Origin of the sequence: Ideonella sp. BN130291 (assembly GCF_036231905.1) — a bacterium.
Lineage (GTDB): Bacteria > Pseudomonadota > Gammaproteobacteria > Burkholderiales > Burkholderiaceae_C > CAMLIZ01.
Genome location: NZ_JAZARE010000014.1, coordinates 1 through 13,589, shown reverse-complemented (window position 1 = coordinate 13,589; position 13,589 = coordinate 1). Strand labels below are relative to the sequence as shown.

The 13,589-nt window shown below is 68.7% G+C and carries 13 protein-coding genes; 9 read left to right on the top strand and 4 right to left on the bottom strand.

Features of this window, described 5'->3' with window-relative positions:
• The 5 genes from VPH43_RS24460 (at position 1) to VPH43_RS24440 (ending at position 4,208) form a co-directional block, all read left to right on the top strand.
• The gene (locus tag VPH43_RS24460) at positions 1–1,179 is read left to right on the top strand and encodes an acetyl-CoA C-acyltransferase (protein WP_328580397.1); all 1,179 of its coding nucleotides are present in this window, start codon (positions 1–3) and stop codon (positions 1,177–1,179) included.
• 5 nt (positions 1,180–1,184) lie between these two features.
• The gene (locus VPH43_RS24455; RefSeq protein ID WP_328580396.1) at positions 1,185–1,643 is read left to right on the top strand and encodes a MaoC family dehydratase; all 459 of its coding nucleotides are present in this window, start codon (positions 1,185–1,187) and stop codon (positions 1,641–1,643) included.
• Positions 1,640–2,284 (top strand): LysE family translocator, encoded by a 645-nt coding sequence (locus tag VPH43_RS24450; RefSeq protein WP_328580395.1) that lies wholly within the window; start codon positions 1,640–1,642, stop codon positions 2,282–2,284. Before VPH43_RS24455 ends, VPH43_RS24450 begins: the two co-directional genes overlap by 4 nt.
• Before the next feature lie 83 nt (positions 2,285–2,367).
• Positions 2,368–3,033 (top strand): SDR family oxidoreductase, encoded by a 666-nt coding sequence (locus VPH43_RS24445; RefSeq protein ID WP_328580394.1) that lies wholly within the window; start codon positions 2,368–2,370, stop codon positions 3,031–3,033.
• Positions 3,034–3,077: 44 nt separating this feature from the next.
• Positions 3,078–4,208: an acyl-CoA dehydrogenase family protein gene (locus VPH43_RS24440; RefSeq protein WP_328580393.1), complete on the top strand. Its 1,131-nt coding sequence runs from the start codon at positions 3,078–3,080 to the stop codon at positions 4,206–4,208.
• 123 nt (positions 4,209–4,331) lie between these two features.
• Here the strand turns inward: VPH43_RS24440 and VPH43_RS24435 are convergent, their stop codons facing one another.
• Positions 4,332–6,122, bottom strand: coding sequence for a DUF885 domain-containing protein (locus VPH43_RS24435; RefSeq protein ID WP_328580392.1), 1,791 nt, complete (start codon positions 6,120–6,122; stop codon positions 4,332–4,334).
• Between the two features lie 113 nt (positions 6,123–6,235).
• On the opposite strand from VPH43_RS24435, the gene VPH43_RS24430 reads away from it, so the two are divergent.
• Both VPH43_RS24430 and VPH43_RS24425 read left to right on the top strand, forming a co-directional pair.
• Positions 6,236–7,057 (top strand): class I SAM-dependent methyltransferase, encoded by an 822-nt coding sequence (locus VPH43_RS24430; protein ID WP_328580391.1) that lies wholly within the window; start codon positions 6,236–6,238, stop codon positions 7,055–7,057.
• A gap of 11 nt (positions 7,058–7,068) precedes the next feature.
• Positions 7,069–7,629, top strand: a complete 561-nt coding sequence (locus VPH43_RS24425) for a DinB family protein (RefSeq protein ID WP_328580390.1) — start codon at positions 7,069–7,071, stop codon at positions 7,627–7,629.
• A gap of 112 nt (positions 7,630–7,741) precedes the next feature.
• Here VPH43_RS24425 and asd read toward each other — a convergent pair whose 3' ends face one another.
• Positions 7,742–8,599 (bottom strand): archaetidylserine decarboxylase, encoded by an 858-nt coding sequence (gene asd, locus VPH43_RS24420; protein ID WP_328580389.1) that lies wholly within the window; start codon positions 8,597–8,599, stop codon positions 7,742–7,744.
• Positions 8,600–8,825: 226 nt separating this feature from the next.
• Here asd and VPH43_RS24415 point away from each other — a divergent pair, with 226 nt between their 5' ends.
• Entirely contained in the window at positions 8,826–10,379 is a 1,554-nt protein-coding gene (locus tag VPH43_RS24415; protein WP_328580388.1) for a S8 family serine peptidase, read from the top strand.
• Between the two features lie 71 nt (positions 10,380–10,450).
• Here the strand turns inward: VPH43_RS24415 and VPH43_RS24410 are convergent, their stop codons facing one another.
• Positions 10,451–11,266 carry a PEP-CTERM sorting domain-containing protein gene (locus VPH43_RS24410; protein ID WP_328580387.1) on the bottom strand — a complete coding sequence of 272 codons (816 nt, stop codon included), beginning with the start codon at positions 11,264–11,266 and terminating at the stop codon, positions 10,451–10,453.
• A gap of 170 nt (positions 11,267–11,436) precedes the next feature.
• Entirely contained in the window at positions 11,437–12,288 is an 852-nt protein-coding gene (locus VPH43_RS24405; protein ID WP_328580386.1) for an alpha/beta fold hydrolase, read from the bottom strand.
• Between the two features lie 251 nt (positions 12,289–12,539).
• Here VPH43_RS24405 and VPH43_RS24400 point away from each other — a divergent pair.
• Positions 12,540–13,589: type VI secretion system Vgr family protein (locus VPH43_RS24400; RefSeq protein ID WP_328580385.1), on the top strand; the 1,050-nt coding region annotated here is incomplete at its 3' end.

Here is a 13,589-nt window from a genome sequence, read left to right as displayed (position 1 = left end):
ATGTCCGATTCCATCGTGATCGTTTCCGCCGCCCGCACGCCGATCGGCGGCCTGCTGGGTGACTTTTCCGCATTGCAGGCCTGGGAGCTGGGCGCCGTGGCCATCAAGGCGGCGGTGGAGCGCGCCGGCGTGCCGGGCGACGCGGTCAATGAAGTGCTGATGGGCAACTGCCTGATGGCCGGCCAGGGCCAGGCCCCCGCGCGCCAGGCGGTGCGCAAGGCCGGCCTGCCGGATTCGGCCGGCGCCGTCACGCTGAGCAAGATGTGCGGCTCCGGCATGCGCACCATGATGTTCGCCCACGACATGCTGAAGGCCGAGACAGCCGACGTCATGGTGGCCGGCGGCATGGAGAGCATGACCAACGCGCCGCACCTGAGCTTCGTGCGCAAGGGCGTGAAGTACGGCGTGACGCAGTTCTACGACCACATGGCGCTGGACGGCCTGGAAGACGCCTACCAGCGCGGCAAGGCGATGGGTGTGTTCGCCGAGGAATGCGTCAGCAAGTACGAGTTCACGCGCGAGGCGATGGACCAGTTCGCCATTCAATCCACCCAGCGCGCCAAGAAGGCCAACGAGGACGGCAGCTTCGACTGGGAGATCACGCCCGTGACGCTGGCCAATGCCAAGGGCGAAACCATCGTCAAGCATGACGAGCAGCCCTTCAAGGCCAAGCTCGACAAGATCCCCGGCCTGAAGGCGGCGTTCGCCAAGGAGGGCAAGATCACCGCGGCCACGTCCTCCAGCATCTCCGACGGCGCCGCCGCGCTCGTGCTGATGCGCGAATCCACGGCGAAGAAGATGGGTGTTACGCCGATTGCCCGCATCCTCGGCCACAGCGTGCATGCGCAGGCCCCCAACTGGTTCACCACTGCGCCGGTGGGCGCGATCGACAAGGTGCTCAAGAAGGCCGGCTGGGACGCGAAGAGCGTGGACCTGTGGGAAGTGAACGAAGCCTTTGCCGCGGTGACCATGGCCGCGATGGCCGAGTTCAAGCTGCCGCACGAGATCGTGAACGTGCATGGCGGCGCCTGCGCCCTGGGCCACCCGATCGGCGCCTCGGGCGCCCGGATCGTGGTCACCCTGCTGGGCGCGCTCAAGCAGCGCGGCCTGAAGAAGGGCGTGGCGGCCTTGTGCATCGGTGGCGGCGAAGCCACCGCCATGGCGCTGGAGCTGGTCTGAGCCCGATGGACATGTCCCTGCGCGAGAAGCTGGTCGTCGCCGGTGAACAGCTCAGCCACAGCCTGCGTTATTCCGAGCAGGAGATGGCGCAGTTCGCGGCGCTCACGCTGGACCGCAACCCGCTGCACTTCAGCCCCGACATCGCCGGTCGCGCCGGCTTTGGTGGTTTGATTGCCAGCGGCCAGCAGACCAGCGCCATCATGATGGGCCTGCTGGCCACGCACTTCTCCCGCCGCGATGACGGCATCGCGCGCGAGATGCTGTGCCTGAACGTCAACTTTGCCTTCAAGACGCCGTTGCTGGCCGGCCAGGACATCGACATCGTCTGGACCGTGGCCTCGGCCGACTGGCACAGCAAGCTCGACGGCATGCTCACCCAGCTCGACGGCCATGCCACCCCGCGCGGTGGCGCCAAGCCGGCGGTGGTCGGCCGCGCCACCATCCTGGTGAAGTTCGAACCGTGATCAGCGAGCTCGGCATTCACGACTTCGGCCTGTTCCTGCTGACTGGCCTGGTACTCAACCTTACGCCCGGCGCTGACACGCTGCTGGTGGTCAGCCGCAGTGCGGCGGGGGGCTGGCGCCACGGCGTGGCCGCCGCCCTTGGTATCCAGATCGGCTGCCTGGTGCACGCGCTGGCTGCGGCGCTCGGCGTGGCGGCCTTGCTGGCCGCGTCGGCCACGGCGTTTCGTGTGCTCACCTGGGTGGGCGCCGCCTACCTGGTGTGGCTGGGATGGCAGATGCTGCGGCAGGGCGTGAAGCCGGCCGCGACGCGGGCCGCGGCGCCAAGCACGGCGGGTGGCGTCCGCGCCGCCTTCGGGCAGGGCCTGCTCACCAACGTGCTGAACCCCAAGGTGAGCCTGTTCTTCCTCGCCTTCGTGCCTCAGTTCATCGATCCGGCCGCCGCCTCGCCGCTGGCTGCCTTTCTGGCCTTGGGCGTGGCGTTTGACCTCACCGGCGGCACCTGGCTGCTGATCGTGGTGGCGCTCACCGTGCGCCTGCGCTCAGCGGTGACGCCTCGCATCACGCGCTGGCTCAATGGCGTGGGCGGCGTCCTGTTCCTCGGCCTGGCCTGGCGCCTGGCGTTCGACCGCAAAGGATCCTGAAATGAAACTGCCCCCACGCTCACTGCGTTCGCTGCCCACCATGGGGGCGCGTCAGTGCCTTCGGGCGGCCGGGCGGCACTGACATGCAAGTGCTTGTCATCGGCGCCTCCCGTGGCATCGGCTTCGAGTTCGTGCGCCAGTACCTCGCTGACGGCCATCGTGTGACCGCCACCGTGCGCCAACCGGCCGATGTGGCGAGGATCGAAGCGCTGGGCGCGCAGGCCTTCGTGCTGGACGTCACCGATGCCGCCAGCGTGTCGCAGCTGGCGTGGCGTGTGGACGGCACCGCCTTCGACACGGTGATCGTGAACGCCGGCGTCTACGGGCCGCGCCACAGCGGCATCGAGCCGCCCACCGAAAACGAGTTCGACGCGGTGATGCACACCAATGTGCTGGGGCCCATGCGGGTGGCGGCGCAGCTGGCGGATGCGCTGGCGCCAAACGCCAGGCTCGCGGTGCTCTCGTCCAGCATGGGCTCGATCGGATTGCGCAGCAACCCCAGCGGCTGGCTGTATCGCGCCTCCAAGGCGGCGGTCAACTCGGTCTGGAAGGACGTGTCCATCGCCTACGCCGGCCGCGCCATCTGCGTGGCCTTCCATCCCGGTTGGGTCAAGACAGACATGGGCGGGGAGGGCGCGGAGCTGGAGGTGAGCCAGAGCGTGGCCGACATGCGGCGCACCCTGGCCGGCCTGACACCCGCGCACAACGGCAGCTTCCTCAACCACGACGGGCAGCCGCTCGCCTGGTGAGCGCGGGCGCCATTCTCAAGACCACATCCAGGAGTTGAAGCGCCATGCTGCTCAGTGACGACCACCGCGCGGTGCAGGACGCCGTGCGCAATTTCGTGCAGGCCGAGATCGCGCCCCACGCCGCGCAGTGGGACAAGACCCATCACTTTCCGCAGCAGCAGCTCAAGGGCCTGGCCGAGCTCGGTTGTTATGGCGTGGCCGTGCCCACCGAGTACGACGGCGCCGGGCTGGACTACCTGGCGCTGGCCATCATCCTGGAAGAGATCGCGGCCGGCGATGGGGCCACCTCCACCATCGTCAGTGTCAACAACTGCCCGGTGTGCTCGATCCTGATGGCCTGGGCCAACGAAGCACAGAAGCAGCAGTGGCTCAAACCCCTGGCGCGCGGCGAGATGCTGGGTGCCTTCTGCCTGACCGAGCCGCACGTGGGCTCGGAAGCGGCGGGCCTGAAAACGACAGCGGTGCGCGACGGTGACCACTACGTCCTCAACGGCGTGAAGCAGTTCATCACCAGCGGCAAGACCGGCGATGTGGCGATCGTGATGGCGGTCACCGACAAGGCGGCCGGCAAGAAGGGCATCAGCGCCTTCATCGTGCCGACCAACACGCCGGGCTACACGGTGGCGCGCATCGAGGACAAGATGGGCCAGCATGCCAGCGACACCGCGCAGATCCTGTTCGAGAACTGCCGCATCCCGGCCGCCAACCTGCTGGCCGACGAGGGCATGGGGCTGAAGATCGCGCTGTCGGGGCTGGAGGGCGGGCGCATCGGCATCGCGTCGCAGAGCGTGGGCATGGCGCGCGCGGCTTTTGACGCGGCGCTCAAGTACAGCAAGGAGCGCGTGGCTTTCGGCCAGCCGATCTTCGAACACCAGGCGGTGCAGTTCCGCCTCGGTGAGATGGCCACGCAGATCGAGGCGGCGCGCCAGCTGATCTGGCATGCGGCCAGCCTCAAAGACGCCGGCCGCCCCTGCCTGAAGGAAGCCGCCATGGCCAAGCTCTTTGCCAGCGAGATGGCCGAGCGGGTGTGCAGCGCCGCCATCCAGGTGCATGGCGGCTACGGCTATGTGAGCGACTTCCCGGTGGAGCGCATCTACCGCGACGTGCGCGTGACGCAGATCTACGAAGGCACCTCGGACGTGCAGAAGATCCTCATCGGCCGCAGTTTGAGTTGACCCCCCGCCGTCTGGCGGCGGCCCCCCGTGGGGGCTCGGAACGCGGCCGGGCAACCCGTCCGTGTTCCGCTCGCTTCGGTACGAGCGCCCCTGGCCGCTGCGCGGCCTGTCCCAGGGGGCTTGTCAGCGTTGCATCTCCTTCGCAATCCACGCGTCGATCAGGCGCTCCAGCACCGGCAGCGGCAGCGAGCCGTTGTCGATCACCGCGTTGTGGAAACGGCGAATGTCGAAGCGCTCACCCAGCTGCCGCTTCGCGCGGTCGCGCAGCTCCATGATCTTGAGCTGGCCGATCATGTAGCCCAGTGCCTGCGCCGGCATCGCGAGGTAGCGGTCCACCTCGAAGGTGACCTGGTTGCGGTCCATGCCCGTCTGCTCGACTATCAGGTCGATCGCCTGCCGGCGGCTCCAGCCCTTGGCGTGCAGGCCGGTGTCCACCACCAGGCGTGCGGCGCGGAACGCCTGTGCCTGCAGGTGGCCGAAGCGGCTGTAGGGGTCGGCATACAGGCCCAGGTCGCCGGCCAGCACCTCGGCATACAGCGCCCAGCCTTCGTTGAAGGCCACGTAGCCGCCGCTGCGGCGGAATTTCGGCAGCTTGCTCAGCTCCGTGGCACGCGCCACCTGCAGATGGTGGCCCGGCACGCCCTCATGCGCGGCCAGGGTCTCCATGGCCCAGGTGGGCTTGGTGGCTAAGCCCAGGGTGGCGGCGTTGAACCAGCCGGCGCGGCTGCCGTCCAGCGTGGGGCCGTTGTAGCTGGCAGCGGCATCCGGCCCCATGAAGGCCGGATAGGCCCGCACGCCCATCGGGGCGCGCGGTAGCTCGGCGAACACGCGGGGCAGCTCGGGTTCGATGCGCTTGAGGATGTCGCGATAACCGGCCAGCAGGGCCGCTTCGCTGGTCAGGAAAAACCGCTTGTCGGTGTTGAGGTGTTTCACGAACCCCGCGAAGTCGCCGGCGAAACCCACCTCGCGGCGGATGTTGTCCATCTGCGCATGCAGCTGCGCCAGCCGCTCCTGGCCGATCGCGTGGATGCGCTCCGGGTCCAGGTCGGTGGTGGTGCGCGACTTCACCAGGTAGCGGTAGGCCGCATCGCCTTGCGGATAGCCCGACATCGCACCGAGCGCCGGTGCGCCCGGCAGGTATTGCTGCACCAGGTAGTCGCGCAGCTTGCGCTGGGCGGGCAGGATCTGCTGGCTGATCAGCGCGGCGGCTTGGGGCGCCAGCTGCGCGCGCAGCTGCCGCACCTCGACGCTGCCGGGCCGGGTGAAGGGCTCGAAGAAGGGGCTCTGCGCCGGCGCGGTGGACTTCAGCTGCACGTCGATCTGCTCGATCACGCGCTCGACCACCGGGCGCGAATGGCGCCAGCCCGCTGCCGCGCCGCGCTGCAACCGCGCGATCTCCTGGTCCACCCGCAGCGGATAAGCGGCCAGGCGAGCCAGCATGGCCTTGAGATCGGCCTCGGTCTCCGCGGGGCTGGAGCGCAGCAGGCCTGCGAGCAAGGTGTGTGCGCCGAACACCGGGCTCAGCGTGAGCGTGCGCAGGCCGGGGTAGGCCTGGCCGGCCACCTCGTCGCGCGCCTGGTGCAAGGCGATGTCCAGGGAGAGCTGGTCCTCGGCGGACAGCGCATCGCGCTTCACCGCCTCCAGCTGCGCCAGCCAGGCGCGTGCATGGGCATCGCGGGCGGCGGTGGCTTGTTCCGACACGTCGGCCAGCCGGTCCGCATAGCGCCTGTCGCCCACCCAGGTGGCCATCTCGGGGCGGGACTGCAGGCCCCATTCCCATTCGGCCTCGAACAGCGCATGCAGGCGCTGGCCTTCGTCGGCGCCGCTGCCCGGCGCCTTCATGCTGCCGCAGCCCAGCAGGCCAAGGCACAACAGGCCGCCCATCCACAGGCGGCTCCAATGGCTTCGCATCATCTTGTGGCTCCCTGATCGCCGAGGGCACAGCGGCAGCCGCAAGAGAGGACTGTCGTCATGGCAGAAGCCAGCCGTGCCAACGAAGCCCGCACAATAGCCGAAACAGGGACACCATGAACGCCAGCACCGACAGCGGCGCCGCCTTGCGCGCCGAGTACACCAGCCAGGGCGGCACGGCCGGCATCTTCAGTGGCAAGGTGGCCGACTACATCGTGTCGCGCCCGGACTATCCGGCCGCCTTGTTCGACGCGCTGGTGCAGTGCGGCGCCCTGCCGGCGGGTGCGGATGTGGCTGACATCGGCGCAGGCACCGGCCTGCTCACGCACGCCTTGCTGCAGCGTGGCCATCGGGTGACCGCGGTGGAGCCCAACGACGAGATGCGCAGCGCCTGCGACGCCTCGCTGGGTGCGCACCCGGGTTATCGCAGCACCAGCGGCCGCGCCGAGGCCACCGGCCTGGCCGAGGCCTCGGTGGACCTGATCACCGCGGCGCAGGCCTTCCACTGGTTCGACGTGATGCCGGCGCGCCACGAAGCCCTGCGCATCCTGCGCCCTGCCGGCCAGGTGGCGCTGGTGTGGAACGACCGTGTGGGCAGCGATCCCTTGCAGGTGGCGCTGGATGCCCTGTTCGCCGAGTTCGGCGGCAGCCGGCGCAGCGCCATGCTGGCACACGATGACCGCAGCCAGGTGCCGGAGTTCTTTGGCGGCATGCCGCAGCAGCAGGACTTTGCGCACCAGCACCGCCTCGACCTCGCCGGCCTGTTGAGCCTGGTGTTCTCGCGCTCCTACATGCCCGCCCGCGAGAGCGATGACGGCCGGCGTGCGGTGCGTGCGATCGAGGCGGTATTCGCCCGTTTCGCCGACGCCGGCCGGGTGGCCATGCGCTACCGCACCGTGCTGATGCTCGGCCGGCCCAACGAACCGCGCATGCGATAGGCTGAAGCCCCATGGACCTGCTGCAACACCACTGCATTGCCGCCCGCGCCAACCGCATGGCCAATCGCCGGCTGCATGCCGCGATGGCCAAGCTCACGCGTGACGATTTCCATGCGCCGCGCACCGGCTTCTTTCCCAGCTTGGCGCTCACCATGAACCACATCCTCGCGGTGGACGTGTACTACCTGGATGCGCTGGAAGGCGTGGCCGACATGGTGGCGCGCTACGACCAGTTCGTGGCAGCCGACACCCTGCAGGAGCTGGCCTACCGGCAGCGCCTGTGCGACGAGCGCCTGATCATGGTGTGCGACCGGCTGGACGCCGAGGCCATCGACCCCGTGATCGTGATGGACCGCGGGCAGGGCCGGCAGCAGCGGGACCGCGCGGGCCATGTGCTGGCGCACCTGTTCATGCACCAGACGCACCATCGTGGGCAGGTGCATGCCATGTTGTCGGGCACGCACATCAAGCCGCCGCAGCTCGACGAGTTCCTGATGCCCAGCGACGCGCCCTACCGGGTGGAGGACATGCGCGAACTCGGCTGGAACGAAGAGTCGGTGTACGGCGCCTAACTGGAGCCCTTTGGGACAGGCCGCGCAGCGCGGCCAGGGGCGGACGTGCCGGAGCGAGCGAATCGCGGACGGGTTGCCCGGCCGCGATTCGAACCCCCATGGGGGGTGGCCGTCAGACGGCCGGGGGCCCCACGTACTCCGCCATTGCTTCGCCCATTTGGACGAGCAGCTCGGGTGCCCATGAGGGCGTGAAGCGCATGCAGTCCTTCGGGAACAGCATCACCACGGTGGAGCCGAGCAGGAAGCGGCCCATCTCCTCGCCCTTTTTCAGCACCACCGGCTTGTCGTCGTAGCGCCATTCGCGCACATCGTGCGTGCGCGGCGGGTTCACCACGCCATGCCACACGGTGGCCATGCTGCCCACGATGGTGGCGCCCACCAGCACCATCACGAACGGCCCGCGCTCCCCCTCGAACAGGCAGATCACGCGTTCGTTGCGGGCAAACAGCCCCGGCACGCCACGCGCGGTGGTGGGGTTCACCGAGAACAGGTCGCCCGGCACGTACACCATGCGCTTCAAGGTGCCGGCGCAGGGCATGTGGATGCGGTGGTAGTCCTTGGGGCTCAGGTACAGCGTGACGAACTCGCCGTCCTCGAACTGCTGGGCCAGCGCGCTGTCGCCCGCCAGCAAGGCGGTGGTGGTGTAGCGGTGCCCCTTGGCCTGGAAGATCTGGTCGCGCTCGATGCGGCCGAACTGGCTGATCGCGCCGTCGATCGGGCAGATGAGATCGGCTTGCGCCTGCGGCCGCGCGCCCGGCCGCAAGGCGCGGGTGAAGAAGTCGTTGAAGCTGCGGTAGCTGGTGATGTCGGGGTTGAGCGCCTCGTTCATGTCCACCTGGTACTTGCCGACGAACCAGCGGATCAGCGCGGTGGTGATGGCGCCCGCCTCAGCCGAGGCCACCCAGCCGGCAAAGCGGGTGAGTGCCTTCTTGGGCAGCAGGTATTGGTGAAAGACGGCGAGGCGTGACACGGGCAAAGGCGCAGCAGCAAAGCCCGAAAGTGTAGCCAGCGGCGTGCCGCCCCCGTGCAAACGCGGGGGTGCCAGCTCCGGACAAACACGAGGAACGGGGTATTCACCGAGCGTTGCGGCTGTGACAAACGGCACGGGTCTTGCAAACTCGCGTCCCGGCAAGCGGCCCCATCCGGCTTTCGCCTGCTCGCGAATCAATCATCCCTTTACCGAAGGATCGTTTCCCATGAAAAGAGGTTCCCTGACGGTGGTGTGCGCAGCGCTGGCTGCGCTCGGCATGATGAGCAGTGCCGCCGTGGCCGCCACCGACGATGCCACCACCCGCGTGATCGTGTCCTTCAAGCATGGTGCTGCCGGCCCGGTGCGTGCGGCCATTGCCGCCGCGCGTGGCCACATCAAGCATGAAATCCATGGCATGGACGCCGTGGCGGTGGAGCTGCCGGCCCGTGCCGTCGCCGCACTGGCCCGGCATGCCAACATCGAGTTCATCGAAGAGGACGTCAAGCGCTATCCGCTGGCGGGCACAACCCCGACCACCGGCACGCCCTACGCCACCGGCCAGCTCATGCCCTACGGCATCAAGCAGGTGCAGGCCGACCAGCTGCCCGACACCTATGCGGCCAACCGCAAGGTCTGCATCATCGATTCAGGCTACGACAACGCCCATGAAGACCTCAAGGGCAACAACGTCACCGGCGAATACGACAGCGGCACCGGCTGGTGGTACACCGACGAGAACCACCACGGCTCGCACGTGGCCGGCACCATCGCCGCCATCAACCAGGCCGGCGTGGGCGTGGTCGGTGTCAATCCGAACAAGCAGCTCAAGCTGCACATCGTGAAGGTGTTCGGCGCCGACGGCTGGGCCTATTCGTCCACCCTGGCCAGCGCGGCCAACAAGTGCGGTGCCGCGGGCGCCAACGTGATCAGCATGTCGCTGGGCGGCGGCCGCAAGAGCACGCTGGAGCAGCGCGCCTTCGACAAGCTGCAGGCCAGGGGCGTGCTGTCCATCGCCGCGGCCGGCAACGACGGCAACACCGTGGTCTCCTATCCGGCGGGCTACGCCAGCGTGGTGATGGTGGGCGCGGTGGACGAGAACAAGCAGTGGGCCACCTTCTCGCAATACAACAGCAAGGTGGAGCTGGCCGGCCCGGGCGTGAACGTGCTGTCCACCGTGCCGATGGGCGCGGGCTCCGAGTCCGCATTGACCGTGGGCGCCACGGTGTATGCCCCGGGCGGCATGGACGGCTCGCCCAAGACCAGCGTCACCGCGCCGCTGGCCGACTTCGGCATCGGCGACACGGTGAACACGGCGGTGGCCGGCAAGGTGTGCCTGATCGCCCGCGGCACGGTGGACTTCGCCACCAAGGTGTCCAACTGCCAGAGCAGCGGCGGCGTAGGCGCGGTGGTCTACAACAATGCAGCCGGCGGCTTTGGCGGCACGCTGGGCACCACGGTGACCAGCATCCCGTCGGTCACCGCCTCCGACACCGAAGGTGCGCAGATGAAGGCCCAGCTCGGCCAGAACGCGACGGTGAGCGTCAAGGCCACCAACTACGCCTTCTACGACGGCACCTCCATGGCCACGCCGCACGTGTCCGCGGTGGCGGCGCTGGTGTGGAGCTACTTCCCCACCTGCACCGGCGCGCAGATCCGCACCAGCCTGGACAACAGCGCCATGGACCTGGGCCCCGCCGGCCGCGACACCAAGTTCGGCTACGGCCTGGTGCAGGCCAAGGCCGCGTACGACCGCATCAAGTCCCTGGGCTGCGGCAAGTAAAGCGAGCGGGAAGAGATCGGGGGATCTCTCCCGGGTTGAACTTCGGGGCGCTTCGGCGCCCCTTTTTCATGTCACGGCCGCGCGCGGTGCCGCTGCCGCCATCCCAGCCCGGCCAGGCCGGCCAGCAGCAGCGCCCAGGTCGTCGGCTCGGGAACCGGCGGGGGCGTGAAGTCCCCGCGCGTGCCGAGGATGCCGTTGATCTCGTTGTCACCATCGTTGATCAAGGCGCCAGGACCGCCGTGCACGATGGAGGCAAAGCGGAACGTTTCATCGGTGCCCGTGCCCACCGCATAGACAAAGCCGTCCCACACGATGCCGGTGTTGGCCTGGAAGCCCTCCAGCCACACCCGCTCCACCACCGCCTGGGTCCAGTGCACCTGGTCGTTCGACAGGTACACCGTGGACTCGATCGCCTCCTGCGGCAGCGGCCCGTGGTCGATGGTGTTGAAGACGGCCGCCTTGTTGGCCTGGAAGCCCAGGTCCCACACGGTGTCGCCGATGGCGCCGCCGGTCTGCATCCATTGGTTGTCAATGGCGTTGGCCGCGGCAAAGCGGCTGTCCGGCGCACCGCAGCAGGTGTAGGCATAACCACCTGTGCCGGTGAGGTCGGTGGACGTGCCACCGCCTTGCCAGGAAAAGTCCCCCACGCTCTTGATGAGCGTGGAGGGCAGGTAGCCGGCCGGATCGAAGATGCCGTCGTCGAGCATCTTGTTGTCCACCACCAGTTGGCGATTGGCTGCCGTGTCCGCGCCGAAGTACAGCTGCGCAAAGGTGCCCACCGTGGCGCCCTGCCAGTTCCGTGCATCGTTGGGATCGGTCACCAGTGCAGCAGTTGCACATTGCGCGGCCAGCAGGCCGGCGGCGACCATGAAGAGACGCTGGTTCATTGCATCCTCCGGATCAACCCAAGCTGAGGGAGGTTGATGGTGCGCCCCCGTGAACCGGGGAACAACCGCGAAGCTAGGGGTCGCGGACAGGGCTGCATGCTCGTTGTCCCGCATTGCGCCCGCGGCATGGCATGGGCGGTGTGGGGTGACGCGCCCTGGGGGCGCCGGCTTCAGACCAGGAAGGGCGTCACCCGCTCCAGCAGCGCCTGCGGTGCCTCCTCGGCGATGTAGTGGCCACAAGGCAGCGTGCCGCCTTGCACCTCGCGCGCCACGCGCTGCCATTCCTGCAGCGGCTGGAAGCAGCGCTGCACCACACCGTGTTCGCCCCACAGCACCAGCAGCGGCTGCTGCAGCAGCCGGCCGGCGCTGCGGTCGGCCCGGTCGTGGTCCAGGTCGATGCCGGCGGCCGCGCGGTAGTCCTCGCACATCGCGTGGGCCGTGCCGGGCAGGGCGATGCAGCGTTCGTACTCGGCCCAGGCGCGCGGGTCGAACGGGGATTGGCCCGGTGTGCGCCGGCCCATGCCGTCGCGCAGGTAGGCCGCCGGGTCGGCCTGGATCAGGCGCTCGGGCAGCGGCGCCGGCTGGATCAGGAAGAACCAGTGCCAGTAGGCGCGGGCGAAGGCCTCGGTGGTCTGCTCGTACATCGCCAGCGTGGGTGCGATGTCCAGCAGCACCAAGCGCTGCACCGCCGGCGCATGGTCCATCGCCATGCGGTGCGCCACCCGCGCGCCGCGGTCATGGGCGAGCACGTCGAAGCGCTGGAAGCCCAGGGCCTGCATCAGCGCGACCTGGTCCTGCGCCATGGTGCGCTTGGAATAGTTGGCGTGGTCGGGCTCGCCGGGCGGCTTGGACGAATCGCCATAACCGCGCAAGTCGGCGCAGACCAGGGTGTGGTGCTGCGCGAGCGCAGGAGCCACCTTGTGCCAGATGGCGCGGGTTTGCGGATGGCCGTGCAGCAGCAGCAGCGGCGAACCCGAGCCGCCGAGCGTGCAGGCGATGTGCACGCCCGGGGTCACCTCCACGAGGCGGTGGTGGAAATCTCGAAACAGTGTCTGGTCCACGGTCCGGGGCAGATGGAGCGCAAGAGGTTGCTATCGCGCCACGATAGCTGAATGGTGCGAGCACTGCGCACGCGCGACCAAGTCTCCGTGGACGGTGCCAGCTGCATGTCGTTACCAAAAGCCGTGCCATTGGGCGCCACTACCCCCACGAAGCGGGATTCCGTTGCTGGAGACAGCCTGGAGAATCAGCCCGCTCACCGGGGAGGATCACAATGACAACCACAACGCTGCTGCAAGCCGTAGCGCAAGCATTGGGCGTCCCGCTCGGCGCACCGTTCACCAGCCAGGCGCGCCTGTACCACCTGGAAGCCGCTGGCGAGCACGCCGCGCTGGCCTCCCAGCTGCTCGTCGAAGCCTGGACCATGGACGAGGCGCTCAACGCGCTGTACGAACTGGTCATCACCTGCGTCTCGGCCAACGCCCACATCGACCTCGACGCCCTGCTCGGCCGCCCCTTGCGCCTGCGCACCACCCTGGCCGACGGCAGCGTGTGCTGGCGCAGCGGCTATGTGTCCTGCGCCGAACAGCTCGATTGCGACGGCGGCCTGTCACGCTACCGCTTCACGCTCGTGCCGTGGAACTGGCTGATGTCGCAGATGCGCGATAGCGCGATATGGCGCGAGCGAGCCTTCAGCAACGTCATCGACGACCTGTATGGCGCTGCCCACCCGCTGGCCCACTGGCGCTGGAGCGCCGAGGCCGACGCCTTCATCGCCCAGGGCGACCAGGGCCAGCCGCGCCCGAGCATCGCCCAGTACCGCGAGAGCCACTTCGACTTCGCTGCCCGCCTGCTGGCCGCCGAAGGCCTGAACTGGCGCTTCGAGGAGGTGGACGACGCCCCGCTGCACCACAGCCAGGTGCTGTTTGCCGACAGCGCCAGCGAACAGGCCTGCCCCGAAGACCCCACCAGCGCCGCTGCAGGCGGCATCCGCTTCCACCGTGCGAACAGCCAGGAAACAAGCGATGCCATCCAGGCCTTTGGCAACAGCCTGGTGCTGAACCCGGCGGTGACCACCGTGCTGAGCTGGGACGCGCTGAACAAGCGTGTGATCGCACGCACCGTGCCGCTGGCCGAAGCCTTCAACGACAGCGCGCCACGCCTGGAACGTTTTGAGCCGGCCCGCCACCACCGCGATGCGGCCGCGGCCGACCACGACGCCCGCATCCGGCGCGAAGCCCTCGAATGCCGCGACCGCCTGTACCTGGGCCGCTCCACCGTGCGCAGCCTGCGCGCGGGCACCACGTTCAGCCTGCGCAACAGC